At 72.5% G+C, this 16,169-nt stretch carries 13 protein-coding genes; all 13 read left to right on the plus strand.

All coding sequences use genetic code 11. The annotated features are described in order from the left end of the window. Nucleotides 1-52 precede the first annotated feature (52 nt). The 13 genes from lysA (at nucleotide 53) to ABTY15_RS04660 (ending at nucleotide 16,006) form a co-directional block, all read left to right on the plus strand. Nucleotides 53-1,447: a diaminopimelate decarboxylase gene (gene lysA / locus ABTY15_RS04600; protein ID WP_350575909.1), complete on the plus strand. Its 1,395-nt coding sequence runs from the start codon at nucleotides 53-55 to the stop codon at nucleotides 1,445-1,447. A 137-nt stretch (nucleotides 1,448-1,584) separates the two neighbouring features. Then, on the plus strand, nucleotides 1,585-2,877 hold the full coding sequence (locus tag ABTY15_RS04605) for a homoserine dehydrogenase (RefSeq protein WP_350575912.1): 1,293 nt from the start codon (nucleotides 1,585-1,587) through the stop codon (nucleotides 2,875-2,877). 9 nt (nucleotides 2,878-2,886) lie between these two features. Further along, on the plus strand, nucleotides 2,887-3,984 hold the full coding sequence (gene thrC / locus ABTY15_RS04610; RefSeq protein ID WP_350575914.1) for a threonine synthase: 1,098 nt from the start codon (nucleotides 2,887-2,889) through the stop codon (nucleotides 3,982-3,984). A gap of 340 nt (nucleotides 3,985-4,324) precedes the next feature. Beyond that, nucleotides 4,325-5,263 (plus strand): homoserine kinase, encoded by a 939-nt coding sequence (thrB, locus tag ABTY15_RS04615; protein ID WP_350575916.1) that lies wholly within the window; start codon nucleotides 4,325-4,327, stop codon nucleotides 5,261-5,263. A 601-nt stretch (nucleotides 5,264-5,864) separates the two neighbouring features. Beyond that, nucleotides 5,865-7,952 carry a transcription termination factor Rho gene (gene rho / locus ABTY15_RS04620; RefSeq protein ID WP_350575919.1) on the plus strand — a complete coding sequence of 696 codons (2,088 nt, stop codon included), beginning with the start codon at nucleotides 5,865-5,867 and terminating at the stop codon, nucleotides 7,950-7,952. A gap of 139 nt (nucleotides 7,953-8,091) precedes the next feature. Beyond that, nucleotides 8,092-9,204 carry an LCP family protein gene (locus ABTY15_RS04625; protein WP_350575922.1) on the plus strand — a complete coding sequence of 371 codons (1,113 nt, stop codon included), beginning with the start codon at nucleotides 8,092-8,094 and terminating at the stop codon, nucleotides 9,202-9,204. A 152-nt stretch (nucleotides 9,205-9,356) separates the two neighbouring features. Continuing rightward, nucleotides 9,357-9,578: a 50S ribosomal protein L31 gene (gene rpmE, locus ABTY15_RS04630; protein WP_153462614.1), complete on the plus strand. Its 222-nt coding sequence runs from the start codon at nucleotides 9,357-9,359 to the stop codon at nucleotides 9,576-9,578. Between the two features lie 111 nt (nucleotides 9,579-9,689). Then, nucleotides 9,690-10,766 (plus strand): peptide chain release factor 1, encoded by a 1,077-nt coding sequence (gene prfA / locus ABTY15_RS04635; protein WP_350575926.1) that lies wholly within the window; start codon nucleotides 9,690-9,692, stop codon nucleotides 10,764-10,766. A gap of 63 nt (nucleotides 10,767-10,829) precedes the next feature. Next, nucleotides 10,830-11,696, plus strand: a complete 867-nt coding sequence (prmC, locus tag ABTY15_RS04640; RefSeq protein ID WP_350575929.1) for a peptide chain release factor N(5)-glutamine methyltransferase — start codon at nucleotides 10,830-10,832, stop codon at nucleotides 11,694-11,696. Between the two features lie 117 nt (nucleotides 11,697-11,813). After that, nucleotides 11,814-12,461, plus strand: coding sequence for an L-threonylcarbamoyladenylate synthase (locus ABTY15_RS04645; protein ID WP_350575931.1), 648 nt, complete (start codon nucleotides 11,814-11,816; stop codon nucleotides 12,459-12,461). 32 nt (nucleotides 12,462-12,493) lie between these two features. After that, the gene (locus ABTY15_RS04650; RefSeq protein ID WP_350576160.1) at nucleotides 12,494-13,135 is read left to right on the plus strand and encodes an arsenate reductase/protein-tyrosine-phosphatase family protein; all 642 of its coding nucleotides are present in this window, start codon (nucleotides 12,494-12,496) and stop codon (nucleotides 13,133-13,135) included. Nucleotides 13,136-13,254: 119 nt separating this feature from the next. Further along, a complete protein-coding gene (glyA, locus tag ABTY15_RS04655) occupies nucleotides 13,255-14,535 on the plus strand; it encodes a serine hydroxymethyltransferase (RefSeq protein ID WP_350575934.1) in 1,281 nt (426 codons plus the stop codon). 172 nt (nucleotides 14,536-14,707) lie between these two features. Further along, nucleotides 14,708-16,006, plus strand: coding sequence for an MraY family glycosyltransferase (locus ABTY15_RS04660; protein ID WP_350575936.1), 1,299 nt, complete (start codon nucleotides 14,708-14,710; stop codon nucleotides 16,004-16,006). Nucleotides 16,007-16,169: the final 163 nt, after the last annotated feature.

Consider the following 16,169-nt stretch of genomic DNA (forward strand, 5'->3'; position numbering starts at 1 on the left):
GTCAACGGAGACCGTCGCCGCCCCTCGCCATAGGTCTCGAAGGACTTCGCAGATGAGTCGCTCCGCACACCCCGCAGGCCCCCGCCACGGCGACGTGCTCCCCGAGGGCCACTACCAGGCCCCGCCGGCCGACCTGAACGCGCTCGACCCCAAGGTCTGGTCGAGGACGGTCACCCGCAACGCCGAGGGCGTGGCCACCGTCGGCGGGATCGACGTCAAGGAGCTGGCGGCCGAGTTCGGCACCCCGGCCTACCTGCTGGACGAGGAGGACTTCCGCAGCCGGGCGCGCGCCTGGCGGGACGCCTTCGGCGCCGACGCGGACGTCTACTACGCCGGCAAGGCGTTCCTCTCCAAGGCGATCGTGCGCTGGCTGCACGAGGAGGGCCTGAACCTCGACGTGTGCAGCCCGGGCGAGCTGGCGGTGGCGCTGGCCGCCGGGATGCCGCCGGCGCGGATCGCGCTGCACGGCAACAACAAGTCGGTGGACGAGCTGGAGCACGCGGTGAAGACCGGCGTCGGGCACGTCGTGGTCGACTCCTACGAGGAGATCGAGCGCCTCGCCGCGATCGCCGCCCGCCAGGGCGTCCGCCAGCCGGTGCTGATCCGGATCACGGTCGGCGTCGAGGCGCACACCCACGAGTTCATCGCCACCGCCCACGAGGACCAGAAGTTCGGCCTCTCGCTGACCGGGGGCGCCGCCGCCGAGGCGGTCCGCCGGGTGCTGGCGCACCCCGACAGCCTGGAGCTGCGCGGCATCCACTCGCACATCGGCTCGCAGATCTTCGACACCGCCGGCTTCGAGGTGGCCGCCCGCCGGGTGGTCGGCCTGCTGGCGCAGATCCGCGACGAGCACGGCGTCGAGCTGCCCGAGATCGACCTGGGCGGCGGCCTCGGCATCGCGTACACCAGCGAGGACGACCCGCGCGAGCCGGCCGAGATCGCGGCCGCGCTGGCCGACATCGTCCGCCGCGAGTGCGCCGCCGCGCAGCTCCAGGCCCCCCGGCTGAGCGTGGAGCCGGGCCGGGCGATCGTCGGCCCGACCGCGTTCACGCTGTACGAGGTCGGCACCGTCAAGGCGCTGGAGGGCCTGCGCACCTACGTCAGCGTGGACGGCGGCATGTCCGACAACATCCGCACCGCGCTGTACGACGCCGAGTACTCGGTGGCGCTGGTGTCCCGCCGCAGCGACGCCGAACCGATGCTGGTCCGGGTGGTCGGCAAGCACTGCGAGTCCGGCGACATCGTGGTCCGGGACGCCTTCCTGCCCGCCGACCTGGCCCCCGGGGACCTGATCGCGGTGCCCGCCACCGGCGCGTACTGCCGCTCGATGGCGAGCAACTACAACCACGCCCTGAAGCCCCCCGTGGTGGCCGTCAGGGACGGCGCGGCCCGGGTGATCGTCCGGCGCGAGACGGAGGAGGATCTCCTGCGTCTCGATATCGGATGACGAAATTCTCGTCTCAGATCATGGAACGACCGTAGATCCGTGCGGAAAGTCCCGGAGACTGGTACGGACCGAAGTTCCCGGCGGCCCCGAAATCCCGCCGGAAATACCGAAGCACGATGAATGCAGAGCGGAGTCGGATGATGCGTACGCGCCCGCTGAAGGTGGCGTTGCTGGGTTGTGGTGTGGTGGGCTCCGAGGTGGCGCGCATCATGACGACGACGGCCGACGACCTCGCCGCGCGCATCGGTGCCCCGGTCGAGCTCGCCGGGATCGCGGTCCGCCGGGCCGGCCGGACCCGCCCGGGCGTGCCCGAGCACCTGATCACCACCGACGCCGAGGGCCTGATCAACCGGGGCGACATCGACGTGGTGATCGAGGTCGTGGGCGGCATCGAGCCCTCCAAACACCACATCCTGTCGGCGTTCCGGCAGGGCGCCTCGGTGGTCAGCGCCAACAAGGCGCTGCTCGCCCAGGACGGCGCCGAGCTGCACGCCGCGGCCGCCGAGGCAGGGGTGGACCTGTACTACGAGGCCGCGGTGGCGGGCGCGATCCCGCTGGTGCGCCCGCTGCGCGAGTCCCTCGCGGGCGACAAGGTCAACCGGGTGCTGGGCATCGTCAACGGCACCACCAACTTCATCCTCGACAAGATGGACACCACCGGCGCCGGCTACTCGGAGGCGCTGGAGGAGGCCACCGCGCTGGGCTACGCCGAGGCCGACCCGACCGCCGACGTCGAGGGCTTCGACGCCGCCGCCAAGGCCGCGATCCTGGCCGGGATCGCCTTCCACACCAAGGTCACCGCGGCGGACGTCTACCGCGAGGGCATCACCGAGGTGACCGCCGCCGACATCGCCTCCGCCAAGGAGATGGGCTGCGTGGTCAAGCTGCTCGCGATCTGCGAGCGGGCGGCGGACGGCGAGTCGGTCACCGCCCGGGTGCACCCGGCGATGATCCCGCTGTCGCACCCGCTGGCCTCCGTCCGCGAGGCGTACAACGCGGTGTTCGTCGAGGCCGAGGCGGCCGGCCGGCTGATGTTCTACGGCCCGGGCGCGGGCGGCTCGCCGACCGCCTCGGCGGTGCTCGGCGACCTGGTCGCGGTCTGCCGCAACAAGCTCGCCGGCGCCACCGGTCCCGGTGACTCCGTGTACACGCAGCTGCCGGCCAAGCCGATGGACGAGGTCGTCACCCGGTACCACGTCAGCCTGGACGTCGACGACCGCGCGGGCGTGCTCGCCCAGGTGGCGTCGGTCTTCGCCGAGCACGGCGTCTCCATCGACACCGTGCGCCAGCAGGGCCGCGACGGCGACGCCTCGCTCGTCGTGGTCACCCACCGTGCCACCGACGCCGCGCTGTCGGCGACCGTGGACAAGCTCCGCGCACTGGACAGCGTGCGCGACGTGGCCAGCATCATGCGGGTCGAAGGGGAGTAAGGAACAGCCATGAACGCCGTTGCCGAGAACGTCGTCCGAGGCGCGCGCACCCACCAGTGGCGCGGCCTGATCGAGGAGTACCGGGACCGCCTGCCGGTCACCGACTCCACCCCCGTGGTCACCCTCCTGGAGGGCGGCACGCCGCTGGTCCCCGCGCAGGTGCTCTCCGAGCGCACCGGCTGCGAGGTCTACCTGAAGGTCGAGGGCGCCAACCCGACCGGGTCCTTCAAGGACCGCGGGATGACCATGGCCATCTCCAAGGCCAAGGAGGAGGGCGCGCAGGCCGTCATCTGCGCCTCCACCGGCAACACTTCGGCCTCCGCCGCCGCGTACGCGGTGCGGGCCGGGATGGTCTCCGCGGTGCTCGTCCCGCAGGGCAAGATCGCCCTCGGCAAGATGGGCCAGGCGCTGGTGCACGGCGCCAAGATCCTTCAGGTGGACGGGAACTTCGACGACTGCCTCACCCTTGCGCGTGAACTGTCCGAGAAGTACCCGGTGGCGCTGGTCAACTCGGTGAACCCGGTGCGCATCGAGGGCCAGAAGACCGCGGCCTTCGAGATCGTCGACATGCTCGGCGACGCCCCGGACATCCACGTCCTCCCGGTCGGCAACGCGGGCAACATCACCGCGTACTGGCGGGGTTACCGCGAATACGCCACCGACGGCCTGGCCTCGGGCACCCCGCGGATGTGGGGCTTCCAGGCCTCCGGCTCGGCCCCGATCGTGGACGGCCACCCGGTCCTCAAGCCGCAGACCATCGCCACCGCGATCCGGATCGGCAACCCGGCCTCCTGGGACTTCGCGCTCGCCGCGCGGGACGAGTCGGGCGGCCTCATCGACAAGGTGACCGACCGTCAGATCCTGGCCGCCTACCGGCTGTTGGCCGCGCAGGAGGGCGTCTTCGTGGAGCCCGCCTCGGCCGCCTCGGTGGCCGGCCTGCTGGCCAAGGCGGAGGCCGGCCTGGTCGACCCGGGCCAGCGGATCGTCTGCACCGTGACCGGCAACGGCCTCAAGGACCCGGATTGGGCGGTGGCGGGCGCGCCGCAGCCGCAGGTCGTCCCGGTCGACCCGGAGACGGCGGCCCGGAGTCTCGGCCTGCTGGGCTGACGTTGACGCCCCGTCGGGCCGACCCTTTCGGGGGTCGGCCCGACGACGTTCTTCACTGACACTTTTGTGTCAATTCCGCTTCGCATTCCAATCCGATTCCGGTGCGCATTCCGGCCAGAAACGGCAACACACCAGATCGAAGGCCCACGGGGTGTACCACTGGGGAACCTCTCTTCGATACTCTGGGTTCGGCCGTGTGGCACATGCCCCGGGTCCGGCCCCGTACGGGTCGCACCATCGACTGTGACCGCCCGCCCCGGAGGGGGCCCGCGGCCCGCTCCCCACCCCCCTGCACCGACGCGCCATCGCGCCGCCCGATTTCCCCAGGAGAGTCCACCGCATGGCCGGTCCTGCGTTCCGTGCCGCCGCCGTCCGGGTCCGGGTTCCCGCGACCAGCGCCAACCTCGGTCCGGGCTTCGACGCCTTCGGGCTCGCGCTGGGTCTGTACGACGACGTGGTCGTCCGGGTCGCCGACTCCGGTCTCTCCGTCGACATCGCCGGCGAGGGTGCCGACACGCTCCCGCGCGACGAGCGCCACCTGCTGGTCCGCTCGATGCGCGCCGCCTTCGACCGGCTCGGCGGGCAGCCGCGCGGCCTCGAAGTGGTCTGTGCCAACCGGATACCGCACGGCCGTGGCCTGGGCTCCTCCTCGGCCGCGATCTGCGCCGGCATCGTCGCCGCCCGGGCCGTCACCATCGGCGGCCCGTCCGCGCTGGACGACGACGCGCTGCTGGCCCTCGCCTCCGAGCTGGAGGGCCACCCGGACAACGTCGCGGCCTGTCTGCGCGGCAACTTCACCATCGCCTGGACCGACGAGGAGTCGGCCAAGGCGGTCAGCCTGGAGCCCTCCGGACAGGTCGTCCCGGTGGTGTTCGTCCCGGCCGGCGAGGTGCTCACCGAGACCGCCCGCGGCCTGCTGCCGAAGACCGTCCCGCTGGCCGACGCCGCCGTCAACGCCGGCCGCTCCGCGCTGCTGGTCGAGGCGTTGACCCGGCGGCCCGAGCTGCTGTTCGCGGCCACCGAGGACCGTCTGCACCAGGACTACCGCGCCTCCGCCATGCCGGACAGCGCCGCGCTCGTGGGCGCCCTGCGCGCGGAGGGCATCCCGGCGGTCATCTCCGGGGCCGGCCCGACCGTCCTCGCGCTCACCGACGAGGCGGGCGCCGACAAGGTGCTCTCCTTCGCCGGGCACCACGGCCACGGCGGCGATCCGGCGTTCGCCGCGCACCGCCTGGAACTCGACCGGACCGGGGCCACCGTGCTCCCGCTGGACGTCTGAGCTGCCCGTTCGGGCCGCTCGTCCGGGCCCGGCCTCGGCACGCGCCGAGCCGGGTCGTCCGGACACGATTGGCAAGCGCAAGGCTGGGGAATGTGTGAGGGGGTCGGTAGTGTTAACCTCATTGCTGCACCAGGTGCCCTCCGGGGCTCGGTGCGCCGCGTCCCGATCCCAGCACTCCACTGCCGTGGAGTCGCGGCGATGCACGGGGCGACGATTCTCCGGGAGCCCACCGCAGCGCGTACGCAGCCTGCCTGCGCGACATGCGGCCGCATCCCGAAGCCGTGACGGCACCTGACTCCCACCCGCGGCCTCCCACCCGAGGCCAGGACGGGCGGAGCGCGGGCCACCGTCACGCGACGGGGGCCCGGGATTCGCAGGCAGCGTGGGGGTACGCCCTCAAGGGGAGGTCGGCACACGACCGGCCCACCGCGCCACTCAGCACCACCGTGCTTCACGCACCGCACCTCGCAGCTCTCCCTCGACCGGCTTCCGCCATTCGGGGGACCACCGCCTCGGACCGACGCAGTCGAGCGTTGGTCAGGACAGCACAACCGGTCGCCGAGCCAGACAGGCCGACGTCCGCTCCAGGGAAGGACCCTTAGTGAGCGACACCACCGATCTGATGGGCGCGCGCCCGGACGCCGAAGCGTCGGACGCCGCCGCCCCCGCTGCCCCGGCGCGGCGCCGCCGCAGTGCCGCCGCGGGCCTGGACGGCATGGTCCTGGCCGAGCTCCAGAAGCTCGCCGCGGACCTGGGCATCACCGGTACCGGACGCATGCGCAAGAGCCAGCTGATCGAGACCATCAAGGAGAAGAGCGGCGGCGACCCGCTGCTCGCCGCCGGTGGCGCCCCGGCTGCCGCCAAGCGCACCGCCGCCAAGGCGGACGCCGAGGCCCCGGCCGAGAAGCCGGCCCGCCGCACCAAGGCCGCCGCCGCCGCTGCGGCCGAGGCCCCGGCCGAGCCGCAGGCCCAGATCGAGATCCCGGTCCAGGCCGCCGCCGAGACCGCCGCGCCCGCCCGTACCGAGCGCACCCGCCGCCGTGCCACCTCGGCCGCCGGCGCCCCGGCCGCCGAGGCGGCGGAGGCCGCCGCCGTCGTGGTGACCGAGCCCAAGCAGGCCGAGGCCCGCCCGGCCGAGACCCGTGGCTTCGAGGGCCGCGAGGAGGGTCGCACCGAGACCCGCCGCGACCGTCGGGACCGCCGCGACCGCCGCGAGGCCGGCGAGCGCACCGAGCGCACCGAGCGCCCGGAGGGCGGCGAGGCCCAGGACGGCGAGGCGCGCGAGTCGCGCCGCGACCGCCGCAACCGCCGCGAGCGCGCCGACCGTCAGCCCCAGCAGGGCGGCGGCCAGCAGCAGGGCGCCCAGACCGACGGCCAGCAGGGCCGCCAGGGCGGCCAGCAGGCCCAGCAGCCGCAGGCCCAGCAGGGCGGCTACGAGGACGACGAGTTCGGCGACGGCCGCCGTGGCCGCCGCGGCCGGTACCGCGACCGCCGGGGCCGTGGCCGCCGCGAGGGCTTCGAGGCCGGCGTCGCCGAGCCGCAGGTCGGCGAGGACGACGTCCTGATCCCGGTCGCGGGCATCCTCGACATCCTCGACAACTACGCGTTCGTGCGCACCTCCGGTTACCTGCCGGGTCAGAACGACGTCTACGTCTCGCTCGCCCAGGTCCGCAAGAACGGCCTGCGCAAGGGCGACGCCATCACCGGTGCGGTCCGCCAGCCCCGCGAGGGCGAGCGCCGCGAGAAGTTCAACGCCATGGTGCGGCTGGACTCCGTCAACGGGATGGACCCGGAGAGCGGCCGCGGCCGTCCCGAGTTCAACAAGCTGACCCCGCTGTACCCGCAGGAGCGGCTGCGCCTGGAGACCGACCCGGGCGTGCTGACCACCCGGATCATCGACCTGGTGTCGCCGATCGGCAAGGGCCAGCGCGGTCTGATCGTCGCGCCGCCGAAGACCGGTAAGACGATGGTGCTTCAGGCGGTCGCCAACGCGATCACCCACAACAACCCCGAGTGCCACCTGATGGTCGTCCTGGTCGACGAGCGTCCGGAGGAGGTCACCGACATGCAGCGGTCGGTGAAGGGCGAGGTCATCTCCTCGACCTTCGACCGCCCGGCCGAGGACCACACCACCGTCGCCGAGCTGGCCATCGAGCGCGCCAAGCGCCTGGTGGAGCTGGGCCACGACGTGGTGATCCTGCTGGACTCGATCACCCGCCTGGGCCGCGCCTACAACCTGGCGGCGCCGGCCTCCGGCCGCATCCTGTCCGGTGGTGTCGACTCGACCGCGCTGTACCCGCCGAAGAAGTTCTTCGGTGCCGCGCGCAACATCGAGAACGGCGGCTCGCTGACCATCCTGGCCACCGCGCTGGTCGAGACCGGCTCGCGCATGGACGAGGTGATCTTCGAGGAGTTCAAGGGCACCGGCAACATGGAGCTCAAGCTCGACCGGAAGCTCTCGGACAAGCGCATCTTCCCGGCCGTCGACGTGGACGCCTCCAGCACCCGCAAGGAGGAGATCCTGCTCGGCAGCGAGGAGTTGGCCATCGTCTGGAAGCTGCGCCGGGTGCTGCACGCGCTCGACTCGCAGCAGGCGATCGAGCTGCTGCTGGACAAGATGAAGCAGACCAAGAGCAACGCCGAGTTCCTGATGCAGATCGCCAAGACCACCCCCGGTTCCGGCGACTGACGGTAGCCGGACGGCAGTTGCAGCACGGAACCCCGGATCGCGCGAGCGGTCCGGGGTTCCGTGCGTTCGGTCCGCTTTGTTTCGGAGTTGGGACAGTGTGGGCCTTTTGGATCATCTTGTCCGATTTACTCTGGACCGTATGGCCGAGCACAAGAGGGTCCCGAACCGCCGCCGCAAGGTCCTGCGGGTGGCTGCCTGCGCGTTCGCCGCGCTCGTCGTCCTCGGGGCCGGCGCGGCCGGGTACGCCTACTTCCGGCTCAACGGGAACATCAAGAGCGTCGACATCGACGCCCGCCTCGGCGACGCCCGGCCGCCGGCCGCCACCGACGGCTCGTTCAACATCCTGGTGCTGGGCTCCGACTCGCGCAGCGGTGAGAACGGCGGCCTGGCCGGCGGGGACACCGGCGACACCGCCCGCTCGGACACCGCGATGGTGGTGCACGTCAGCCAGGACCACTCGCGCGCCGACGTCGTGTCGATCCCGCGCGACACCCTGGTCACCCGCCCCGAGTGCACTGACGCCACCGGGAAGCCCGTGCCCGGCGCCAAGCGCGCGATGTACAACAGCGCCTTCGAGAGCGGCGGCGCGGCCTGCGCGGTCAAGACCACCGAACTGCTCACCGGCCTGCGGATGGACCACTACCTGCAGATCGACTTCGCCGGCTTCGCCCGGGTCGTGGACGCGATGGGCGGGGCCACCGTGACCACCACGGTGGCCATCCACGACAAGGACAGCGGGCTCGACCTCGCGCCCGGCGAGCACCACCTCGACGGCCGGCAGGCGCTCGCCTTCGTCCGCACCCGGCACGGCGTCGGCGACGGCAGCGACCTCGGCCGGATCGAACTCCAGAAGCAGATGGTCAAGTCGCTGCTCCGGCAGGCCGGCGGGGTCGGACTGTTCTCCAACCCGGTCAAGCTGTGGTCGATCGGCGACACCATGACCCGCAGCGTCACCACCGACTCCGCGCTGGGCTCGGTGAACGACCTGGTGGGGCTGGTCCAGGAACTCAAGGGCATCGGGCCGGACCAGCTGGGCATGGTCACCATGCCGGTGGTGACGGCCCCCGGCGACCCCAACCGGGTGGTCGCCCAGCAGCCGCAGGCCGACCGGCTGTGGGGCGCGCTCAAGGCCGACCGGCCGATCCCGCAGGACATCGTCTCCGCGCAGCCGGAGAACCCCGCCACGGCCGCCCCGACGGGCTCGGCGAAGCCCTCGGCGGGGCCCTCGGCGCGGGCGTCGGTCGGCGGCTAGCGACGGATCCCCCGGCCGTGCCCGGAATATCCCGGAACACGACCCGGTTTGGGAAGATGCGGCCGGTCCTGGCAGACTGGTCCGTCGGTCCCGGTTCACGTGCGGCACTCCAGCCGCCGACCCGGTGCCCTCCCGAAACCTAGGAGAACCCCTTGAAGCCCAACGTTCACCCCGAGTACGTGGTCACCCGTGTGACCTGCACCTGCGGCGCCGAGTTCGTGACCCGCTCGACCGAGACCAGCGGCGAGATCCGCGCCGAGGTCTGCTCGCAGTGCCACCCGTTCTACACCGGCAAGCAGAAGATCCTCGACACCGGTGGCCGCGTGGCCCGCTTCGAGGCCCGCTTCGGCAAGCAGCACAGCGCGAAGGCCTAGCGCTCCCTCGGCGCCGGTTCCCGGCGCCCCCGTACTCGTTCCGGGGGCGCTGGGGGCCGGCGCCGTTCGCGTCCCCCCACACCAACCGATCCCCGGGAAGAAGGCCACCCCATGTTCGAGGCAGTCGAAGAGCTCCTCGTCGAGCACGCCGACCTCGAAAAGAGGCTGGCCGACCCGTCCGTCCACGCCGACCAGGCCAACGCCCGCAAGCTGGCCAAGCGGTACGCCGAGCTGACCCCGATCACCCGGGTCTACCGGGAGTGGCGGCAGGCCGGCGAGGACATTGAGGCCGCGCGCGAACTCGCCGCCGAGGAACCGGAGTTCATCGCCGAGGTGAAGGACTCCGAGGCCCGCCAGGAGGAGCTGACCGAGGAGCTGCGGCTGCTGCTGGTGCCGCGCGACCCGAGCGACGACAAGGACGTCATCCTGGAGATCAAGGCGGGCGAGGGCGGCGAGGAGTCCGCGCTGTTCGCCGGCGACCTGCTCCGGATGTACCTGCGCTTCGCCGAGCGGATCGGCTGGAAGACCGAGATCATCGACTTCAACGAGTCCGACCTCGGCGGCTACAAGGACGTCTCGGTGGCCGTGAAGACCAAGGGCAGCAGCGAGCCCGGCCAGGGCGTCTGGGCCCGGCTGAAGTACGAGGGCGGCGTGCACCGCGTGCAGCGCGTCCCCGCCACCGAGTCGCAGGGCCGCATCCACACCTCCGCGGCGGGCGTGCTGGTCACCCCCGAGGCGGAGGAGGTCGAGGTCGAGATCCACGCCAACGACCTGCGGATCGACGTCTACCGCTCCTCCGGCCCCGGCGGCCAGTCGGTCAACACCACCGACTCCGCGGTCCGGATCACCCACCTGCCGACCGGTATCGTGGCCTCCTGCCAGAACGAGAAGAGCCAGCTGCAGAACAAGGAGCAGGCGATGCGCATCCTGCGTTCGCGGCTGCTGGCCGCCGCGCAGGAGGAGGCCGAGCGGGAGGCCTCGGACGCGCGTCGCAGCCAGGTCCGTACGGTGGACCGCTCCGAGCGGATCCGGACGTACAACTACCCCGAGAACCGCATCTCGGACCACCGCACGGGGTTCAAGTCGTACAACCTGGACCAGGTCCTGGACGGCGACCTGAACGCGGTGATCCAGTCCTGCGTCGACGCGGACGCGGCGGCCAAGCTCGCCGCGGCCCAACAGAACTGAGACCGGCGCGCCCCAGCCCGACGGACGGCGGAAGCCGGAGCGCAGAAACAAGAGGTCGTACGGATGAACCTGCTGCTCGCCGAGGTGGCCCAGGCCACCCAGCGGTTGGCCGCGGCCGGCGTGCCGTCGCCGCGCTTCGACGCCGAGGAACTCGCCGCCTACGTCCACAACGTCAAGCGCAGCCAGCTCCACACGGTGAAGGACGCCGACTTCGACGCCCGCTACTGGGAGGCCGTCTCCCGCCGTGAGGCGCGCGAACCGCTCCAGCACATCACCGGGCGGGCGTTCTTCCGCTACCTCGAACTCGAGGTCGGCCCCGGGGTGTTCGTGCCCCGGCCGGAGACCGAGACCGTGGTCGAGTGGGCCATAGACGCCGTCCGCGACATGGACGTGGCCGAGCCGCTGGTCGTCGACCTGTGCTCGGGCTCCGGCGCGATCGCGCTCGCGCTGGCCCAGGAGCTGCCGCGCTCGACCGTGCACGCCTTCGAACTCGACGAGGGCGCGCTGGAGTACACCCGGCGCAACATCGAGGCCAGCCCCGACCGCGCCCGGGTCACCCTGCACGCCGGGGACGCCACCCAGGCCTTCGCCGACGACCGCTCCTGGGACGGCCGCTTCGACCTGGTGATCTCCAACCCGCCGTACATCCCGCTCACCGAGTGGGAGTACGTCGCGCCGGAGGCCCGCGACCACGACCCGCAGATGTCGCTGTTCTCCGGCGAGGACGGCCTGGACACCATCCGCGGCATCGAGCGGGTCGCCGCCCGACTGCTGCGCCCGGGCGGCGCGGTGGTGATCGAGCACGCCGACCAGCAGGGCGGCCAGGTGCCGTGGATCTTCAACGAGGAACGCGGCTGGACGGACACCGCCGACCACCGCGACCTGAACAACCGGCCGCGGTTCACGACCGCCCGCAGGGCGTCGTTGTGAACAGTCGAGCGCAGTACGACCGCCCGCAGGGCGTCGTTGTGAACGTCGGGCGCCGTACGGCCGCTCGGCACGCCGCGCCGTGAACGTCATGAGCCATTCCGAGAGGGGACCGCACCGATGAGCCGCCGCTACGACTGTGCCGACGCCGGGGACCGCGCCACCGGCCTGCGCGAGGCCGCCTCGGCCATCCGCCGCGGCGAGATCGTCGTGCTGCCCACCGACACCCTGTACGGGGTCGGTGCGGACGCCTTCTCCCCGGAGGCCGTCGCCGCGCTGCTGGCCGCCAAGGGCCGGGGCCGCAACATGCCCTCGCCCGTCCTGGTCGGCTCGCCGACCACCCTGCACGGCCTGGTCACCGACTTCTCCGAGCAGGCCTGGGAGCTGGTCGACGCGTTCTGGCCCGGCGGGCTCACCCTGGTCGCCAAGCACCAGCCCTCGCTGCGCTGGGACCTCGGCGAGACCCGCGGCACCGTCGCCGTCCGGATGCCGCTGCACCCGGTCGCCATCGAGCTGCTGAACGCCACCGGCCCGCTCGCCGTCTCCAGCGCCAACAAGACCGGCGGGCCCTCCCCGGCGACCTGCGACGAGGCGCAGCAGCAGCTCGGCGACGCCATCTCGGTCTACCTGGACGGCGGCCGGGCCGACCACGCCACGCCCTCCACGATCGTCGACGTCACGGGCAAGGTCCCGGTCCTGCTGCGGGCCGGCGCGGTCAGCGTCGAGCAGCTGAGGGAGGTCGTCCCCGACCTGGAGGCCGGAAGTTGACGCCCACCGCCGAGCTCCACGCCGGGCCCGGTATAGCGCCGTACCTGAGCGTGGGCCCGCGGCCGCTGGACCACTTCCGGATCCTGTTCGTCTGCACCGGGAACATCTGCCGCTCGCCGATCGCCGAGCGGCTCACCCGGCGTGAGCTGGACACCCGGCTCAGCCCCCGGGTGGCCGGCCGGATCCTGGTGGAGAGCGCCGGCACCTGGGGCCACGAGGGCGCGCCGATGGAGGAGCACGCCGCCACCGTGCTGGACGAGTACGGCGCCGACAGCGGCGGCTTCACCGGCCGCGAGCTGCTGGACGAGCACGTGGTCGAGGCCGACCTGGTGCTCACCGCGACCCTGGACCACCGCGCCCAGGTGATCTCGATGGGGCACGAGGCGGGGCTGCGCACCTTCACGCTGAAGGAGTTCACCCGCCTGGTGCGGACGATAGACCCGGGCACGCTGCCCGACCCGCGCCGCGGGGCCGACGTCACCGAGCGTGCCCGCGCCCTGGTGCGGGCGGCGGCCGCGCTGCGCGGCTGGCTGCTCGCCGCCAGCCCGGAGTCGGACGAGGTGGACGACCCGTACGGCGCGCCGATCGGCATGTTCCGCAACTGCGGCGAGGAGATATTCCACGCGGTCGACCCGGTGGTGACCGCGCTCACCGGCGTGTCGGCCCCGCACTGACCACGAGCGCCCAAGAAGCAGCCGCCCGCACGGGTGCACTCACTCTGCGTCGACGCGCCACTCGGCGGGGGCGGTTCTACGCTGGTGGGACCGTCCCTCCTGCGCCCGGGAGCACCGCCATGACCGTCACCGATGCCGCGACCGGCTCGACCGCGACGAAGGGGCGCCCCTGGGCGTCCGAGGCGCTGCACCGGGCGGATCCGCAGCTGGCCGACCTGCTGGCGGCCGAGGCCGAGCGGCGGGCCGAGACGATCCAGCTGCTGGCGGGGGAGAACCTGACCACCCCGGCGGTGCTGGCGGCGCTGACCGGGCCGCTGATCGACAAGTACGCCGAGGGCTACCCGGGCCGCCGTCACCACGCCGGCTGCGCGCTCGCGGATGCCGCCGAGCTGCTGGCGATCGACCGGGCCCGCGAGCTGTTCGCCGCCCCGCACGCCAACGTCCAGCCCCGGTCCGGGACTTCGGCGATGCTGGCGGCCTACGCGGCGCTGCTGCGGCCCGGCGACGGGGTGCTGGCGATGTCGCTGGAGCACGGCGGGCACCTGAGCTGCGGCTCGCGGGCCAACTTCTCCGGCCGCTGGTTCGACTTCACCGGCTACGGCGTGCGCGAGAGCGACGGTCTGATCGACCTCGACCAGGTGCGCGACCTCGCCCACCGGCACCGGCCGAAGGCCATCGTGGCCGGTTCGATCTCCTACCCCCGGCACCCGGACTGGGCGGCCTTCCGGGAGATCGCCGACGAGGTGGACGCCTACCTGATCGCCTCCGCCGCGCAGACCACCGGCCTGGTCGCGGCCGGGGTGGCGCCCTCGCCGGTGCCGTACGCGGACGTCACCGTGGCGGCCACCCACAAGCTGCTGCGCGGCCCGCGCGGGGGCCTGCTGCTGTGCACCGCGGAGCTGGCCGAGCGGATCGACCGGGCGGTGTTCCCGTTCAGCCAGGGCGGGGCGGCGATGAACGAGGTGGCGGGCAAGGCGGTGGCGCTGGCGGAGGCCTCGACGCCCGAATACCGGGCGTACGCGCACCGGACGGTGGCGGGGGCGCGGGTGCTCGCTGCGGGGCTCGCAGCGGCCGGAATGCGCCCGCTGACCGGCGGTACCGACACCCACCTGGTGACGGCGGACGTGAGCCCGCTGGGCGTCACCGGTGCGGAGGCCGAGCGGCGCTGCGCGGCGGCCGGGCTGCTGCTCGGCAAGTGCGCGCTGCCGTACGACCCGGCGCCGCCCGCGGAGGCGTCCGGGATCCGGCTGGGGACGGGTACGGTGACCAGCCAGGGGATGGGCGAGGCCGAGCTGGGCGAGATCGCCGGGCTGATCGCACGGCTGCTCGCCGGGGAGACACCCGCGCGAGTGGGGGAGCGGGTCCGCGAGCTGGCCGGGGCCTTCGCCGAGCGGGCGTGAGCGGGCCGGTCCACGGGCATCCGGATCTCCTACCCGGGAGGGCGAACCGCGATGCACGTCCCGGGCGTCGGACTCAATAAGGTGTGTGCCGTGGCGACGCACCTCGAACCCCGGACAGGCAGGGGAGTACCTTCGGTACTTTCCCGTTCGACAGTGATGCAGGAGGCCAGTGGTGCGTGAGTATCTGCTGGTGCTGTTCTGCACCGCGGCCGTCACCTACCTGCTGACCGGCCCGGTCCGGAAGTTCGCCATCGCGGCCGGCGCCATGCCCCCGGTCCGGGCCCGGGACGTGCACCGCGAGCCCACGCCGCGCCTCGGCGGCATCGCCATGTTCGGCGGGCTCTGCGCGGGCATCCTGGTGGCCTCGCAGCTGGACAACCTGAGCAAGGTGTTCTCCCAGGGCACCGACATCCGCGCGCTGCTGTCCGGCGCCGGGATCATGTGGCTGCTCGGGGTGCTCGACGACAAGTGGGGCGTGGACGCGCTGGTGAAGCTCGGCGGCCAGATGATCGCCGCCGGTGTGATGGTCTGGCAGGGCGTCACGGTGATCACCCTCCCGGTGCCCGGCGTCGGCGCGGTCGCCGTCAGCCCCACCCAGGGCATGGTCATCTCGGTCACCCTGGTCGTCGTCATGGTCAACGCGGTGAACTTCATCGACGGCCTGGACGGCCTGGCCGGCGGCATGGTCTGCATCGCCGCGATGGCCTTCTTCCTGTACAGCTACCGGCTCTGGTACGGCTACACGATCACCGACGCCGCCCCCGCCGTGCTGTTCAGCGTGCTGCTGATCGGCATGTGCCTGGGCTTCCTGGCGCACAACATGCACCCCGCCCGGATCTTCATGGGCGACTCCGGCTCGATGATGCTGGGCCTGATGCTGGCCGTCGCCGCGATCTCCATCACCGGCCGCGTCGACCCGGACCTGATCAACAGCGAGACCGGTTCGCAGACCGCCACCGTGCACGCCCTTGTGCCGATCTACATCCCGCTGCTGCTGCCGCTGACGGTCATCGCGCTGCCGCTGGCCGACCTGCTGCTCGCGGTGGTGCGCCGCACCTGGGCCGGCCAGTCGCCGTTCGCCGCGGACAAGCGGCACCTGCACCACCGGCTGCTCCAGGTGGGGCACTCGCACAGCCGGGCCGTGCTGATCATGTACTTCTGGGCCGCGCTGATCGCCTTCGGCACCGTCGCCTTCTCGGTCACCAAGACCGGCCGCACCGTGGTGCTGACGCTCGCCGGGCTCTGCCTGGTCGGTCTGGTGGTGCTGCTGACGCCGCGGTTCCGGCCGCGCGCGCCGAAGGCGGTGCAGTCCTTCGTCCCGCCGCGCTACCGCCGTCGGCCGGCGTCGTCGGCCGCCGCGCCGTCCGCTCCGATGGCTGAACTGTCGGCGAAGGACAAGCAACTTCTCGGTGAAGCGGGCCGGAGCTCCTCCGCGACCGACGACCGGGGTCACGCCACCGGGCGGCGCTGACCAGGCAGTTGACGCCGCATCAGGGTGTTCACCCGTTCGGCTGCACCCTTGGGCCGTCGGTGTGACAGGTACCACACATTCATGGTAAAGCTCTCATCAAATAGTTTGTGATACCGTTCACGAGTACCGAGAACACGCCGAAAGAACCTGACAGGTGGATGAC

The organism is Kitasatospora sp. NPDC097643 (assembly GCF_040302625.1).
Lineage (GTDB): Bacteria > Actinomycetota > Actinomycetes > Streptomycetales > Streptomycetaceae > Kitasatospora.